The organism is Desulfolithobacter dissulfuricans (assembly GCF_025998535.1).
GTDB classification, from domain to species: domain Bacteria; phylum Desulfobacterota; class Desulfobulbia; order Desulfobulbales; family Desulfobulbaceae; genus Desulfolithobacter; species Desulfolithobacter dissulfuricans.
In genome coordinates this window covers 2,429,106-2,444,205 of the sequence record NZ_AP024233.1, presented here as the reverse complement: position 1 = coordinate 2,444,205, position 15,100 = coordinate 2,429,106, and the positions used below count along the sequence as shown (strand labels likewise).

General features: G+C 58.1%; 11 protein-coding genes. 6 read left to right on the top strand and 5 right to left on the bottom strand.

The window, feature by feature from the left end; genetic code table 11:
- The first annotated feature begins 39 nt into the window (after positions 1–39).
- The 6 genes from msbA (at position 40) to GF1_RS10760 (ending at position 7,289) form a co-directional block, all read left to right on the top strand.
- Positions 40–1,767 (top strand): lipid A export permease/ATP-binding protein MsbA, encoded by a 1,728-nt coding sequence (gene msbA, locus GF1_RS10785; protein ID WP_267926560.1) that lies wholly within the window; start codon positions 40–42, stop codon positions 1,765–1,767.
- An 88-nt stretch (positions 1,768–1,855) separates the two neighbouring features.
- Complete coding sequence (locus GF1_RS10780; protein WP_267926559.1) at positions 1,856–2,614, top strand: hypothetical protein; 759 nt, start codon at positions 1,856–1,858, stop codon at positions 2,612–2,614.
- A 257-nt stretch (positions 2,615–2,871) separates the two neighbouring features.
- Positions 2,872–4,113 carry an O-antigen ligase family protein gene (locus GF1_RS10775; protein WP_267926558.1) on the top strand — a complete coding sequence of 414 codons (1,242 nt, stop codon included), beginning with the start codon at positions 2,872–2,874 and terminating at the stop codon, positions 4,111–4,113.
- Positions 4,110–5,162, top strand: a complete 1,053-nt coding sequence (locus GF1_RS10770; protein ID WP_267926557.1) for a glycosyltransferase — start codon at positions 4,110–4,112, stop codon at positions 5,160–5,162. Before GF1_RS10775 ends, GF1_RS10770 begins: the two co-directional genes overlap by 4 nt.
- Positions 5,163–5,193: 31 nt before the next feature.
- Positions 5,194–6,168, top strand: a complete 975-nt coding sequence (locus tag GF1_RS10765; protein WP_267926556.1) for a mitochondrial fission ELM1 family protein — start codon at positions 5,194–5,196, stop codon at positions 6,166–6,168.
- Complete coding sequence (locus GF1_RS10760; protein ID WP_267926555.1) at positions 6,144–7,289, top strand: glycosyltransferase family 4 protein; 1,146 nt, start codon at positions 6,144–6,146, stop codon at positions 7,287–7,289. The genes GF1_RS10765 and GF1_RS10760 overlap by 25 nt, the downstream gene beginning before the upstream one ends.
- A 297-nt stretch (positions 7,290–7,586) precedes the next feature.
- Here the strand turns inward: GF1_RS10760 and pilB are convergent, their stop codons facing one another.
- From pilB to nifU, 5 genes are all read right to left on the bottom strand, one after another.
- Positions 7,587–9,824 carry a type IV-A pilus assembly ATPase PilB gene (gene pilB, locus GF1_RS10755; protein WP_267926554.1) on the bottom strand — a complete coding sequence of 746 codons (2,238 nt, stop codon included), beginning with the start codon at positions 9,822–9,824 and terminating at the stop codon, positions 7,587–7,589.
- A 154-nt stretch (positions 9,825–9,978) separates the two neighbouring features.
- On the bottom strand, positions 9,979–11,742 hold the full coding sequence (locus GF1_RS10750; protein ID WP_267926553.1) for a formate--tetrahydrofolate ligase: 1,764 nt from the start codon (positions 11,740–11,742) through the stop codon (positions 9,979–9,981).
- A gap of 216 nt (positions 11,743–11,958) precedes the next feature.
- Positions 11,959–12,900: an FAD-dependent thymidylate synthase gene (locus GF1_RS10745; RefSeq protein ID WP_267926552.1), complete on the bottom strand. Its 942-nt coding sequence runs from the start codon at positions 12,898–12,900 to the stop codon at positions 11,959–11,961.
- Positions 12,901–12,974: 74 nt separating this feature from the next.
- A complete protein-coding gene (gene nifS, locus GF1_RS10740; protein WP_267926551.1) occupies positions 12,975–14,165 on the bottom strand; it encodes a cysteine desulfurase NifS in 1,191 nt (396 codons plus the stop codon).
- Positions 14,165–15,001 (bottom strand): Fe-S cluster assembly protein NifU, encoded by an 837-nt coding sequence (gene nifU, locus GF1_RS10735; RefSeq protein ID WP_267926550.1) that lies wholly within the window; start codon positions 14,999–15,001, stop codon positions 14,165–14,167. Before nifU ends, nifS begins: the two co-directional genes overlap by 1 nt.
- Between the last annotated feature and the right edge of the window lie 99 nt (positions 15,002–15,100).

Here is a 15,100-nt window from a genome sequence, read left to right as displayed (position 1 = left end):
CGCCCCCCTGCATAAGGTTTTACGTGTAATGTTCAAAAAATGACAAACAAAGAAATTCTCAGACGTCTCTACGACGTTATCAAGCCCTATAAAAACAAGCTTGTTGTCGCCATGATCGCCATGATCCTGGTGGCGGTCTTCACCGGCTCTCAGGCCTACCTCGTGCGCGACCTGCTGGACAAGATCTTCATTGAACGCAATCAGGTCTACCTGGATCTGCTCCCCTTTGCCGTGGTCGCGATTTTTTTTCTCAAAGGAGGGTTTTACTATCTCTACAATTTTCTCCTGGAGCAGGTGGGACAGTCCATAATCCGCGATCTGCGGATAAGGATCTTTGAACACGTCCACACCCAGCCCCTCTCCTTTTTCCAGTCCATGCCCACCGGCACCCTGATTTCCCGGGTCATCTCGGATGTCAATCTGATGCAGGGCGCGGTGTCCAACGCCATGGTCAGTATCCTGCGGGATTTCTTTCAGGTGATTATCCTGCTTGGGGTCATCTTTTACATGAACTGGAAACTGGCGCTTTTTTCCCTGCTGATCCTGCCGCTGGCCTTTTCCTCGGTGGTCTTCTTCGGCCGCCTTTTCCGGCGCCTTTCCATACGTTCCCAGGAAGAGACCGCCAGAATGTCCAATATCCTCCATGAGACCATCACCGGCAACCGGATTGTCAAGGCCTTCGGTATGGAGGAGTATGAGGGGAAACGGTTCCGCGACCAGGTGTACCGTCTGTTCAATGTCATTATCCAGGACGCCAAGCTGCGCAGCCTGCAGCACCCGCTCATGGAGTTCATCGGCGGCATCGCCATTGCGCTTATCATCTGGTTTGGCGGAAGCGAGGTGATCAGCGGCAATGCCACCCCCGGGGCCTTTTTTTCCTTTCTCACTGCCCTGATCATGGCCTATGATCCGGTCAAGGGTGTGAGCAAGATCAACTCCACCATCCAGCAGGGCATGGCGGCCGCCTCCCGGGTGTTTTCGCTTCTGGATGTCAGGCCGGAAATCGCCGACAGAACGGGGGCGACGGTGCTGCCGGAGTTTCGCAGGGCCATTACATTTGATCATGTCTCTTTTGAATATGACTCGGAAAACAAGGTCCTCCACGATATCCACCTGGAGATAAAAAAAGGCGAGGTGCTGGCCATTGTCGGCCCCAGCGGCAGCGGCAAAACCACGCTTACCAACCTGATTCCCCGCTTCTTCGAGGTTACGGAGGGAAGAATTCTCATCGACGGGCTTGATATCCGTGACGTGACCCTCCAGTCGCTCCGAAACCAGATATCCATGGTCACCCAGCAGACCATCCTGTTTAACGATACCATTCGCAACAACATTGCCTATGGTGATCTGGACCGGAGTGAGGAGGAGATCCGGGAGGCGGCCCGGGCCGCCCATGCCCTGGAATTCATCGAAAATTTTCCCGACGGGTTTGATACCGTGATCGGCGAGAGCGGCATGCGGCTCTCCGGCGGCGAGCGTCAGCGCATCTCCATTGCCCGGGCCATTTTGAAGAATGCCCCCATCCTCATTCTGGACGAGGCCACCTCGGCTCTGGACACGGAATCGGAGCGCGATGTTCAGCGGGCCCTGGAAAACCTGATGAAGAACCGGACCACGGTGGTCATTGCCCATCGCCTCTCGACCATTGTCAATGCCGACCGTATCATTGTCATCAAGGATGGCCGGATCGTCGAGGAGGGCAGTCATGAAGACCTGCTGGAACTCCGGGGAGAGTATGAGCTGCTCCACCGGATGCAGTACAAGTGAGCGAGTCCTGTCCTGAAATGACGATTGCAAAACCAGGGAAGTAGAGCGTCTTTAGCAAAGGTATACAGAATATAAGTGACGGTAACCGATGAACAGCGTCAATATTGTCTGCATGAAGTGGGGAACCAAGTATGGCCCCGAATACGTCAATATCCTCCATCATATGGTGCAGCGGAATATCACCCTGCCGTACCGCTTCATCTGTTTCACCGACAGACCCGAGGGTATTGAGGAGGGGGTGGAGATCTTTCCCCTGCCCGACTTCAAGGAACCGGAACCAAAGTACCTGAAAACCTGCCTGGCCTGGCGCAAGATCGCCGTGTTTGACAGGGATCTTCATGATATCCGGGGCAAGATTCTGTTCCTTGATCTCGACGTGGTCATTGTCGACAATATCGACTGTTTTTTCAGCTATTCCGACAAGCTTGCCATCATCGAAAACTGGTCCCAGCCCGGCAGGCTGATTGGGCAGGCCTCGGTTTTCTGTTTTGAACAGGGCAAATATCATCACCTGCTGGAAAAATACCGGACAGCGCAACACGAGGTCCTGGAAAACAATGTGACCGAGCAGTTCTATATCACAAGAGAGCTGGGCAAGGGTAATTTCGACTATTTCCCCGATCCCTGGTGCCGCAGCTTCAAAATGCACTGCATGCCCGGCGGGATCCTGAACAGTTTCATGACCCCGACAAAAATACCGGAGGGCGCGAAGATCATTGTCTTCCATGGCAGTCCGAACCCGCCGGATGCCATCCAGGGGGTCTGGGGCCAGCAGTATGTGCCCTGGTACAAGAAATTCTATAAAACCGTCAAACCAACCAGGTGGATAGCTGACTACTGGAAGTGACCCGCGCGGAACCCGGGTTCACCGCGAAGCGGAGTGGCGGGAATAATATGTATTTCTGATTACCACTGAAATGCAGCCTTCGATGGATGAAGGTGTCGGGGTTTGCTTGTTGCACGGGTGTCTGTGGCTTGGATGGCCACAGTCAAGCCCCCAGGGACGGGTTTATGGCGTACCGTGCAACAAGCCAGGCCCGATACCGGTTTCAAAGCTGAACAGTGATGGTAATCACATTTGTATTTGTCAGCCCAGGATCAGATATGGAAGGATCAACAGCGCATCGCCTCAGCAGAACATCCCTTGCCGGCCGAATCGACACGGCCTGCCTTTTCCTTGGTACTTTGCTGCCTGCGGCTGTTTTTCTGGGTTCGGCCGTGTTCGAGCCCCTGCTGGTCATTGTGGGGCTGCTCTGGCTCGGGCGCATGTCTGCGGAACGCACACTGCCGCAGTTGACGGATGGTTGCCGTTCACTGGTGCTTCCCTGGTTCGTCTGGTATGGAGTGATCGTTGTCAGTCTTGCCTGGAACGGTCCCGGCGGCAAGGGGTGGGCACATGACATCGGTATGATACGTTTTCCGTTCTTCGCTCTGGCCATGCTTGATGTTTCCGGACGAAGAGATATTGCCCGGCCGCTTCTGTACGGGCTTGGCGGATGTGTTCTGCTCATTCTCCTGAACCTGTCCATGGCCCGGTATCTCGGCCACGACCTGCTGGGCAATGACTGGCCCCGGTATGCACATAAACTCAAGGAAGGCTATAGGACGGCGGCGCTTCTGCAGTATATTGTCCCGTTTTTTTTCTGCTGGTCGCTGCTCGACCGGACCCTGTCCTGGAAGAACCGGCTCATGCTCCTGCTGCTGGTGTCTGCCGGCTGCTGGATGCTGTGGGAAGTGGGAATGAGAACGGCGCTCGGAGCCACACTGGGGGCGCTCTATGCCGCGATGCTTTACGCGTTCCGTCGCCGCACCCCGGTGCTGACCATGCTCCTGGCCTTGGGTGGGATGGTGTTTGTCTTCCTGCTCCAGTTCCTGCTGGGCAATGACCCGCAACTGGGCCAAAAGCTCAGTTCCCTCTACCACCGGTTCGATATATGGAAAGTATGCATCCAGGTATGGCACCGGTATCCTGTTCTGGGAAGCGGGATATCCGGTTTCCAGGAAACATACACCGAGGTGGCGGCTGCCAGCGGGGTTCTGGCCGACCACAGGTTCCTTGGCCGGCTTGTCGCCAGCGAGGCCACCCATGCCCACAACCTGGTCCTGATGCTTCTGGCCGCCACCGGTCTGGCCGGGTACCTGGCCTTTTTCTGGCTGTTCAGTTCGTGTATCCGGAGTATCTTAAAAGATTACCACTGGTGGCGGGCCGGTCTGCTGACCTGGCCGGTGGTTCTGCTTATTTCCGGCCTGACCGGGTTCAATATCTACGGTTCCTCCTACCAGGCGGTGCTGGCCTTTTTTATCGTTCTGATCGGCCTGCCCGTTCAGGAACGGCAGATGGCATGAAGACTGTTCTCATCTGGGGAAGGGGAGATCCGGGCTATTCCCGCAACCGGATCGTGGTCCGGCTTTTCACCGAGCTGGGCTGGCAGGTCCGTTTTTTCCGGCCATTTTCCAGCCAGCTCGGTCTGCTGCATTCCCTATGGACCAGGCCCGAACGTCCGGACCTGATATGGGTACCCTGTTTCCGACATGACGATATCGGTTCCGCCTCGTTCTGGGCACGGAAATGGCAGGTTCCCCTGGTCGTCGATCCTTTTATCTCCTCCTTTGCCAAGGCGGTCCTGGAGCGGAAAAAATATCCGACCGGTTCCAGTGCAGCGGAAAAATTGCGCCAACGGGAGGCCGCCCTTCTTGAGCGGGCGGATCTTGTCTTTGCCGACACCCGGTGCCATGCGGATTTTTTTGTCCAGCAGCTGGGGGTGCGGCCGGAGAAGACTTCGGTGCTGCCCGTGGGCGCGGAAGAGGAGCTATTTTATCCCATGGAGTGGCCCGAAGACCAGGAAAGCATCGATATCCTGTTTTATGGCAGTTTTCTGCGTCTTCATGGTATCGAGACCATTATCCAGGCCGCAGCCCTGTGTCGGGATCTCCCGGCCCGGTGGACCATTCTTGGCGATGGCGATCTGCGGTCCGGGCTGCTCCAGCAGGCGGCCGGGCTTGCCAATGTCTCTTTCGAACCATGGATACCCTATGCAGAGCTCCCGAAACGGATGGCCAGGGCCCATATCCTGCTGGGAATTTTTGGAGATACCCCCCAGGCCGCCCGGGTGATCCCCAACAAGGTGTTTCAGTCCATGGCCATCTCCAGGCCGGTGATCACCAGGACGTCGGCGGCCTACGACGGGACCATTGGTGGCGCGGAAGAGATCGGCTGGGTGGAGGCCGGTGATCACCAGGGGCTGGCGGCAACGGTTCGCAGATGGCTCCAGAATCCGCATCAGCTGTGCGAGAGAGGTCACAGAACCAGGCAACTCTATGAAACATATTTCAGTCAAGAGCGGTTGCGTTCCATCCTGGCCCGAAGCCTCGACCGGGTCGTACTCCATGACTGAATCCGTCTGCCTAGTGGATAATGGCCACAGTATGACACAAAAAACAAAGAACAATCCCCTGCGAATCACCGCCTTTGTCGATGGTCGCCCGGGCCACGAGAAACAGACCAGGGGCATCGTCAACGCCCTGGCGCGGTGCACCGACGTGGCGGTGGAGTATGTACCTGTGGGGTGTCGAGGGGTTGGCCGCGAAATTGGCAACTGGCTGCGGCTGCTGCATGTTCCCTTGCCAGATCCCTACCGGTCTGCCGGCCAGGGGTGTGATCTGGTCATCGGCACCGGTTCGGCCACCCACATCCCCATGCTCCTTTTGAAAAGACGATCCGGGGCCCGGGCGGTGACCTGTATGGCACCTGATTTTTTGTTGCGCCGGGGCATGGATCTCTGTTTCGTGCCCCGCCATGACGGCCTGGCCGGGGATGCAAACATATTCCTGACCACAGGTCCGCCCGGTACTGCCACTGCCGGTGACCACCACGATCACCATCGTGGACTGATCCTCATCGGCGGGGTGGACGAGAAGAGCCACTACTGGGACAGTTTCGATATCATCCAGATGGTGGAAACCATCATTCAGAGATACCGTTCTTTTTCCTGGACCATCTCCTCATCCCCACGGACCGACCCACAGACCGTGGATTTTCTGGCCCGGATTGCCGAGAATCATGACAATGTGGTTTTTTACCGGGTCGAGGAAACCCCGGCCGGCTGGATCGAGGAGGCGTATCAGCAGCATGGAACCGTGTGGGTCACGGCCGATTCCATGTCCATGGTCTATGAGGCCCTTTCCGCCAGCTGCCGGGTGGGGATCCTGCCGGTGCGTTGGAAGAAGCAGCAGTCCAAGTTCAGAAACTCCATCGACTACCTGGTTGCCGAGCGGCTGGTACAGACCTATGAGGACATTCTGACAGACAGGGAGATGGTCGCCCGGAGCAGCCATCTTGACGAAGCATCGCGATGTGCAAAGGAGATCCTGCGGCGATGGTGGCCAGACCGCTTACCATAGTGCAGATGCTGCCGGAGCTCGAAGGCGGCGGTGTGGAACGGGGTACCCTGGAACTGGGTCGGTTTCTGGTCCAGGCGGGGCACCGTTCTCTGGTCATCTCCCAGGGCGGACGACTGGTGGAGCAGCTGGAGACCCAGGGAAGCATCCATCTGCGATATCCTTTTGTGGGCGAGAAAAGCCCCAGGGCCCTGCCGTCCATCCTGCGGCTGCGCCGGGACCTTCTCCGTCACCGGGTGGATATCCTCCACCTGCGCTCCCGGCTTCCGGCCTGGGTGGGATACCTGGCCTGGAAATCACTGCCGGCAAAGAAACGGCCGGTCCTGGTGACCACCTTCCATGGTTTTTATTCGGTCAACAGTTACAGCGCGGTGATGACCCGGGGAGAAAAGGTGATCGCTGTTTCCCGCACCATCGGCGAGCATATCCGGGCGGCCTATGACGTGGAAGAGGAGCGAATCGTCGTCATCCACCGGGGCGTGGACATCGACGAGTTCGATCCCGGAAAGGTGGGAGAAAAACGGGTTGCCGAGCTGCGCTCTGCCTGGGATATCAGGCCGGACGCTGGTCCGGTCATCTTGCTGCCGGCCCGGGTGACCCGGCTTAAAGGACACGATGTGTTTTTCAGCGCTCTGGCCATGCTCCGGGACCAGGACTGGCAGGCGGTGTGCGTGGGGACGATCGATGAGAGTTCCCACCATGTCGTGGCTTTGCGCAAGCAGCTGCGCGAGCTTGGTCTGTCAGGCCGGATTCGGTTGGTGGATCATTGCCAGGATATGGCCGCAGCCCTGCTGCTGGCCGATATCGTGGTCTCGGCTTCCCGGGAGCCTGAGTCCTTCGGCCGAACTGTAGTCGAGGCCCAGGCCATGGAGCGACCGGTGATTGCCACTGCCCACGGCGGCAGTATGGAAACCGTTGAACCGGGAGAAACAGGCCTGCTGGTCCAGCCCGGGGACGCCACCTCCCTGGCCAGGGGTCTGCATACCCTGCTTGCTGACCGCACCCTCAGGCAGCAGCTGGGCCGGGCCGGCCGGGAGCAGGTCCTGAAGAACTTTACAGTAGAGCGGATGTGCAGCCAGACCCTTGCCCTGTACGAGTCCCTGCTGGCACAAAAGGGCCGCTGATCTTTCGCGAACTACCTGTTCCTGGTTCGTTACTGATCACAGGGTAAGCACCAGGCCGATATTTCAAGGGAAAGAATGCAAGTTGTCACAGGTGCCTCAGATTTGTGCAGTCGTGGCTGTCCGCAGGTAAGCGACCGGAGGGAGACTCCGATAGCCCCTCTATGCGGATAGGCGCGACCGTGCAAAGATGGGGTATCTGTGACGACTTGCCCTGGTTCCACCGCTTCGCGGTGTCCAAACCAACTTTCCCCTGCAACGCCCAGCCGCGTCATCCGCTGTCCTGCGGTCACCTCCCGCTCAGGCCCGGCGTATGACCTGAGGGCGCTGGCGGTCGCCGCCAGCGAGTTTGACCACGATCCGGTCGGTTTTCTGCAATCGGTTGACAATAGTTTTGAAGAGATGGCGGGCCACCTCGGGATATTTTTCAATAAGCTCCTGGAGCTTGTCGCCGGGATAGCGCTTGATGACGCAGCGGCCGGCGGCGACAATGGTGGCAAAACGGGGTTCGCCCGAGATGGCGGACATCTCGCCGAAGTATTCTCCCGGCTCGGTGATTTCAGCAATCTTCTTGCCTCCGCGCAGTACCGCCACCTTGCCCCGGACCAGCTTGAAAAAATCCTTGTCCTGGTTGCCCTCCTGGATGATGACATCACCGTCTTCGTACTCTTCCACATCCGGATTGACCAGGTAGGCCGGCAGGCTCTCCTCGTGGACCACGGTCCGCCGCAGAACTTCGTGGAGGCTGGTCACCCCCTCCCGTACCTTTTGGAGGCCAGCCTCGCGCAGGGGCACCATACCCTCCTGGATGGCGATTTTGCGCAGCTGCTCTTCCGGCACCTCGGCATTGATGGCCTTGGCCACCTCGTCGGTCACCTCCATGAGCTCGAAAAGACCCACCCGGCCCTTGTAGCCCAGGCCGTTGCATTCCGGGCAACCCTTGGGACCGTAAAGGACCAGATCATCCAGTTCCTCTTCCCGGAAGCCGGCGCTGAGCAGCTCTTTCCTGTCGTGTTCGACCCGGACCTTGCAGTTACTGCACAACCGTCTGGCGAGCCGCTGGGAGAGGACCATGGTCAGCGACGAGGCCAGCAGGTAGGGCGGAATACCGATGTCCACCATCCGGCCGACCGTGGCCGGTGAATCGTTGGTATGGAGGGTGGAAAACACCAGGTGACCGGTCATGGCGGCCTTCATGGCGATTTCCGCGGTCTCGAGGTCCCGGATCTCACCCACCATGATGATGTCGGGATCCTGGCGCAGAAAGGCCTTGAGTGCGGCGGCAAAGGTCATGCCCACCTCGGCGTTCACATTGACCTGGTTGATGCCCTTGAAGTTGAATTCCACCGGATCCTCAGCGGTCAGTATCTTGATATCTTCCCGGTTCAGAGAGTTGAGGGCCGAGTAGAGGGTAACCGTCTTGCCGGAACCGGTCGGCCCGGTGACCAGCAGGAGTCCCTGGGGTCGGTTCAGACATCGTTTTAGGGCATCAAAGGTCTCCTGCTCAAAGCCGAGCTGGGTCAGGTCCACATTGAGGGAACTCTTATCCAGGATACGCAGGACAATACCCTCGCCATGGAGGAGCGGCAGGGTTGAAACCCGGAAATCCACTGCCTTGTTGCGCCCCATGCGCATTTTGATCCGGCCGTCCTGGGGTACCCTTCGTTCGGTGATGTTGAGGTCGGCGAGAATCTTGATCCGGGCGATGAGGGCATTCTTGATGGTCAGGGGCAGGTTCATGGACTTGAACAGGGAGCCGTCCTTGCGGTAACGGACATGCATGGATTTTTCAAACGGCTCGATATGGATATCGCTGACACCCTCCTGCACCGCCTTGACCAGGATACCGTTGACCAGTTTGATAATCGGTGCGTCCGAGGCGGAGAACTGGTCAAAGGCCGACTCATCTTCCTGACTGCTCTCTATTTCAAAGTCTTCCGCCGCGTCGGAAACCAGGGCGCCGAAGTCATCGATTTCAGTGACCTGCTCCTCTTCCTGCCCCTCTTCCTGCTCTCCGATAAGCTCCTGATATTCCTCGTCACTGATCTTGTAATACTTGCGGTAGGCTTCGATGATGTCCCGTTCCGTGGAAACGCAGACATTGAGTCCCATATGCACAGCGTCCTGCAGGGCTTCCACTGCCGAGGTGTCGGTGGGTTCAGCCATAGTGACCTGGAGGGTGTTGCCGGCCATGCGCAGGGGAAAGGCCATAAACCGGCGGGCGGTTTCGTAGGGGACGAGGTCGATAACTTCGGGCGAGGGCGGTTCACGGGAAATGTCCACCGCCGGATAGTTATGCAGTCGGCTGAGGAAGTTGACAACCGTGTCTTCCTCGATATAGCCGTATTCGAGGAGGATGCGGCTCAGGAGTTTGCCGGTTTTCTTCTGCTGGGCCTTGGCCTGCTCGAACTGGGTGGCGGTGATGTAGCCTGCCTTGCTGAGCAGTTCACCGATTTTCAGCTTTCCGGCGCCCGACTGGTCCTTGACCGTCCGCTTGAGCGAGGTTTTTTTTGTCGCGGTTGTTTTTTCCGGCGCCATGAGCAGGATTAACAATACGTATAAATTATTTTTCTGATTATTTTTCGCAGGCTTTCAATACCTCTGATGGTACAACAAAAACAAAAACGGGTCAAAAGAGACCCGCTCTTTTGACCCGTTTTTTTAAAAAGGGTATCTCTATTCAGCCGCAGCCCTAGAACAGACCCTTGACTCTACCGGTGTCCACATCCACATCGATGCGGCGGTAGGCCGGATCGGATGCTGTACCCGGCATCAGGCTGATGGCACCGGCCACCGGAACCACAAAACCCGCACCCTTGTAGGTGAGGATGTCGCGGATCGGCAGGGTCCAGCCTTTGGGCACACCCTTGAGGTTCGGATCGTGGGACAGGGAGAGGTGGGTCTTGACCATGCAGGTTCCCATCTCCTTCATGTCCGGATCGGCCTCGATGCGCTTGAGCTTGGCAGCCGCTTCCGGCGAATAGGAAACACCGTCACCACCGTAAACCTCCTTGACGATCAGCTCGATCCGCTTGGAAAGCGGGGTGTCGAGATCGTAGAGGAACTTGAAGTCGTTGGGTTCCTCGCAGGCATCGACAACGGCGTCGGCAAACTCCAGCGCACCCTCGCCACCGTGCTCCCAGTGCCGCGACAGGGCGACCCGGGCTCCGGCAGCCTCGCACAGGCGGCGGACAGCCTTGATCTCGTTGTCGGTATCAGTGTAGAAGGCATTGATGCAGACAACAGGGTTGATACCGGCTTTCTTGACGGTCTCGATATGATGCAGGAGGTTCTTGCAGCCTTCTTCAACCCAGCCGACATTTTCCTTGGTGTACTCTTCGGGCATGGGTTTGCCGGGGACCGGAATCGGGGCGCCACCATGGCACTTGAGGGCCCGGATGGTGGCCACGACCACGGCACAGTTGGGCTTGAGGCCGGAATAGCGGCACTTGAGGTTCCAGAACTTCTCGAACCCGATATCGGCACCGAAGCCGGATTCGGTGACATTGTAGTCAGCCAGCTTCAGTCCGACCCGGTCGGCGATAACAGAGGACTGACCAATGGCGATGTTGGCAAAGGGACCGGCATGGACCAGCACCGGCTGACCCTCCAGGGTCTGCATCAGGTTGGGGTTGATGGCATCCACCATCCAGGCGGTCATGGCGCCGTCCACTTCCAGGTCAGCGGTGGTGATGGGCCGATCCTGCTTGTCGTAGGCGACCACGATCCTGCCGATCCGCTCCCGCATGTCCTTGAGATCGGTGGCAATGGAGAGGATGGCCATGATCTCGGAAGAAACGGCAATGGCGAATTTGGACTGCATGGTGAAGCCGTCCATCTTGCCGCCAAGACCGATGGTGATGTTGCGCAGCGCCTGGGCGCAGAAGTCGATGATCCAGCCGAACTCCACTTTTTTCGGATGGATATCGAGGCGCTTGAGACCACGCTTGGCCAGGATCTCATCGGTGTAATTGGCCTCGTGCTGCATCCGTGAGGTGAGGGCCACCATGCCCAGGTTATGGGCGTTCATGATGGCGTTGATGTCACCGGTCAACCCCAGAGAGAAGGGAGTCAGCGGAATGCACTGGGCCAGGCCACCGCCGGCAGCGGAGCCCTTGATGTTCATGGTCGGGCCGCCGGAAGGCTGGCGGATGGCACCGATGACGGATTTGCCGCGTTTGCCCAGGCCCTGGACCAGGCCCATGGCACAGGTGGATTTGCCCTCACCAAGTGGTGTCGGTGAAATGGCGGTCACATCCACATACTTTCCGTCCGGTTTGTCTTTGAGCCGGTCGAGAATCTTCCGGTAATCCAGCTTGGCGACATAGTGGCCATGGGGCAGCAGTTCCTCTTTTTCCATGCCCAGCTCTTCCGCCAGCTGGTACACGGTTTTCATGCGGCTTTCCGCCTCTTCCGCGATTTCCCAGTCAGCGTGCTTGGTGGGATCCAATACCATAGGGTCCTCCTTCAATCATATTTAGGGTGGGTAGAAAAGATGGCACAGACAACCGGAATGCTGCCTGTGCAAAAACAGGATAATCACGCAAACTTAACAGGTTTGTGATTTCGTGTCAATGATAGATGGAAGGTTGGGGCCAGGGGGGAGGTGTCACGCTGAAGGGGTGATCCCGGTTGAAGGCCGGGCGCTGTCGCCTTCAACCGGGATCATGATTTAGCCCCGGGGAGCAAAAACCGCCGGAAAACGATGCTGGAAATCCTCGGCCAGCGGGATCATGACTTCGCGCATGGAGGGCTCGGCCGCCTTGCTTGTCCGTAGTTTGAAAATGTGGCGCCACTCCTGAAGATTGGCATAGACAATGAGCTCGGTTTTGCAGGAATTGGGCAGCACCGTCCGGGCCGCCTGCGGGGTGGAGGTCTCCAGCAGCTTGAGATAGAGTTGTTCCGTCTCCAGCATACCCTTTTCCCAGAGGCTGTATTCCGTGGTACCGACTTCATAGAACATGGGGGCGATGAAGGTCACCTCGTTGCCGAACTTGGCGTCCCCGTAGCGGCAGTAGCGCTGGGATTCCTGGAGAAAGGAGCAGGGCCGGTGGCGGACGATTTCATGGGTCACGGCCCGGTTGACGATGAACTTGACCGCGATGTGCCGGTGGCGGGCCAGTCGCTCGGGCTCCAGCTGATCCACCTTCTCCAGTTCCACCTTGGCCACCGTGATCCCCGGCACTGCCTCCAGGCCGTCTTCCGGGATAATGGTGCTGAAAAAATAGGGATGCCGTTTAGCAAGATAAGCGGTCATGGCCCGGACCACCCTGCAGTCGGGGTGGAACATGAGCATCTCCCGGAAGGCCCGGACGCTGCCGGTGACCAGCAGCCGGGTATCGTCTCGGTCGATCTGCAGGTACCGCGGCTGGGTCAGAAAGAGTTCCACCACCTGTTCCTGGTCGGAGCACTGTACATCCAGGGTGACCACCCCCATTTCCAGGACCGAATTGTGGCCATGTTCGGCCATTTTCGAGACAAAGGGAATGGCCGAGTCCCGGTCGATCCTGTCTTCGCTCTTGTAGCAGATCCGGCCGCAGAATTCGATGCGTACGGCCAGGCTTTCCCGGTCCAGATGATCAAGGACCTCAAAGGAGGGAGGGATAACTTTCATGGGCTGGTACCAGTTCTATGTTTTTTACCGGAATACTGTCGGGATATCCGCAATCTGTGGCGAGCAGTATCTGTTCACGCCTCACCGTTATTCCAGAACGGCGACATCTGCCGCAGGTTTTCTATGATGCCCGGCATTTTGTCCAGAACAAAATCCACTTCTTCCTCGGTATTGTAGATGGAGAGGCTGAAACGGATGGATCCGTGGGCCGCGGTGAACGGGACGCCCATGGCCCGGAGCACATGGGACGGCTCCAGCGAGCCCGAGGTACAGGCAGAGCCGGACGAGGCGCAGATGTTATAACGGTTCATATGCAGGAGGATCGCCTCACCCTCGACGAACTCGAAGCTGATGTTGGTGGTGTTGGGCAGCCGCAGGGTCGGGTGGCCGTTCAGGAGGGATTTGGGGATGGAACTCAGTAACCCTTTCTCCAGCTTGTCACGCAGGGCCCGGACCCGGGTGTTCTCCTCGTCCATCTTTTCCGCTGCCAGACTGCAGGCCCGGCCAAGGCCGATGATGGAGGCTACGTTCTCGGTGCCGCCCCGGCGGCCCCGCTCCTGGTGGCCACCATTGAGAAAGGGGATGAACGGGGTGCCTTTGCGGATGTAGAGAACCCCCACGCCTTTGGGCGCGTGCAGTTTGTGGCCGGACAGGGACAGGAAGTCCACCGCATTGGTGGTCATGTTGATCGGGATCTTGCCCACGGCCTGGACCGCATCGGTATGAAAGAGAATCCCCCGTTCCCGGGCCATGGCCGCCATCTCCTCCACCGGAAAGATGACCCCGGTTTCATTGTTGGCCCACATGACAGAGACAATGGCCGTGTCATCGCTCAAGGCCTCTTCGTAGCGCTTCAGGTCCAGGGTACCGTCCGATTCCACCGGCAGCCTGGTGATCCGGTGTTTGTGGCCGGTGAGGTTGTCCAGGTTCTCGCAGAGATTTTTCACCGCCGGATGCTCCACCCGGGTGGTCACCACGTGCCGTTTGTCGGGAAAGGTCTGCAGGGCCGAGAGAATGGCGGTGGAGTCGCTTTCCGTGCCGCAGCTGGTGAAGACGATCTCTTCCGGCTCGGCTCCGATCAGGTCGGCCACCGACTGGCGCGCCTCTTCGATGTAGCGGCCGACCTGGCCGCCAAAGGTGTGCATGGACGAGGGGTTGCCGTAACAGTCGGTGAGAAACGGCATCATGGCATCCACCACCTCCGGAGCTATCTTGGTGGTGGCGTTGTTATCCATGTAGATGACTTTATCACTGCCGCAATCCATTATTTCTCCTCCTCGACGATCAGGGTATCCACGACCTGTTCACGCAGTTTTTTCTCGACATATTCCTTCAGGGTGGTCCGGGAAGACTGGCAGCCGGCACAGGCGCCTCGCAGCGAGACCGTGACAAAATCGCCATCCACGTCCACCAGCTCGATGTCACCGCCATCCTTGCGCAGGGTGGGCCTGATTTCCCGTTCCAGCACCTGTTCGATCTTCTTGATCTTCTGCAGCGTGGTCATCTTCTTTTCTTTTTTGGGCCTGGCCTCGGTGGGGGCCAGGTCCTTGACCGTCTCCTCGAGGATTTCCCGCAGCCGGTCCTCGCATTTGCCACAGCCTCCGCCGGCCTTGGTGAAGTTGGTGATCTCCTCCACGCTGCGCAGGTTCGACTCCTGGATGGCCCTACGTATTTCAATATCCGTGACCCCGAAACATTCGCAGACCACCTCGCCCTCGGCCATGGGCAGCAGGACACCGCGATAGTTGGCAATGGCCGCCTCCAGCGCTTCCCGGCCCATGACCGAGCAGTGCATCTTTTCCTTGGGCAGGCCGCCTAAAAACTCGGCGATATCTTCGTTGGTGATCTTTTCCGCCTCTTCCACGGTCATGCCCTTGATCATCTCGGTCAGGGCCGACGAGGAGGCAATGGCTGAAGCGCAGCCAAAGGTCTTGAATTTTGCATCGACGATCCGGCCATCGTCATCCACCTTGATGGTCAGTTTCAGGGCATCGCCACAGGCCAGGGAGCCCACCTCGCCGACACCGTTCGCATCTTCTATTTCCCCGACATTCCGGGGATTCATGAAATGTTCCTGTACTTTATCTGTGTATTCCCACATGATTCATGTCCAGTTTATAATGTTTGGCTGTTAGCGTTCCAGTTGATAATCGTTCTTGATACTATACTACCGAGTGGTACTTTGTGCCAGTGTGTTTTT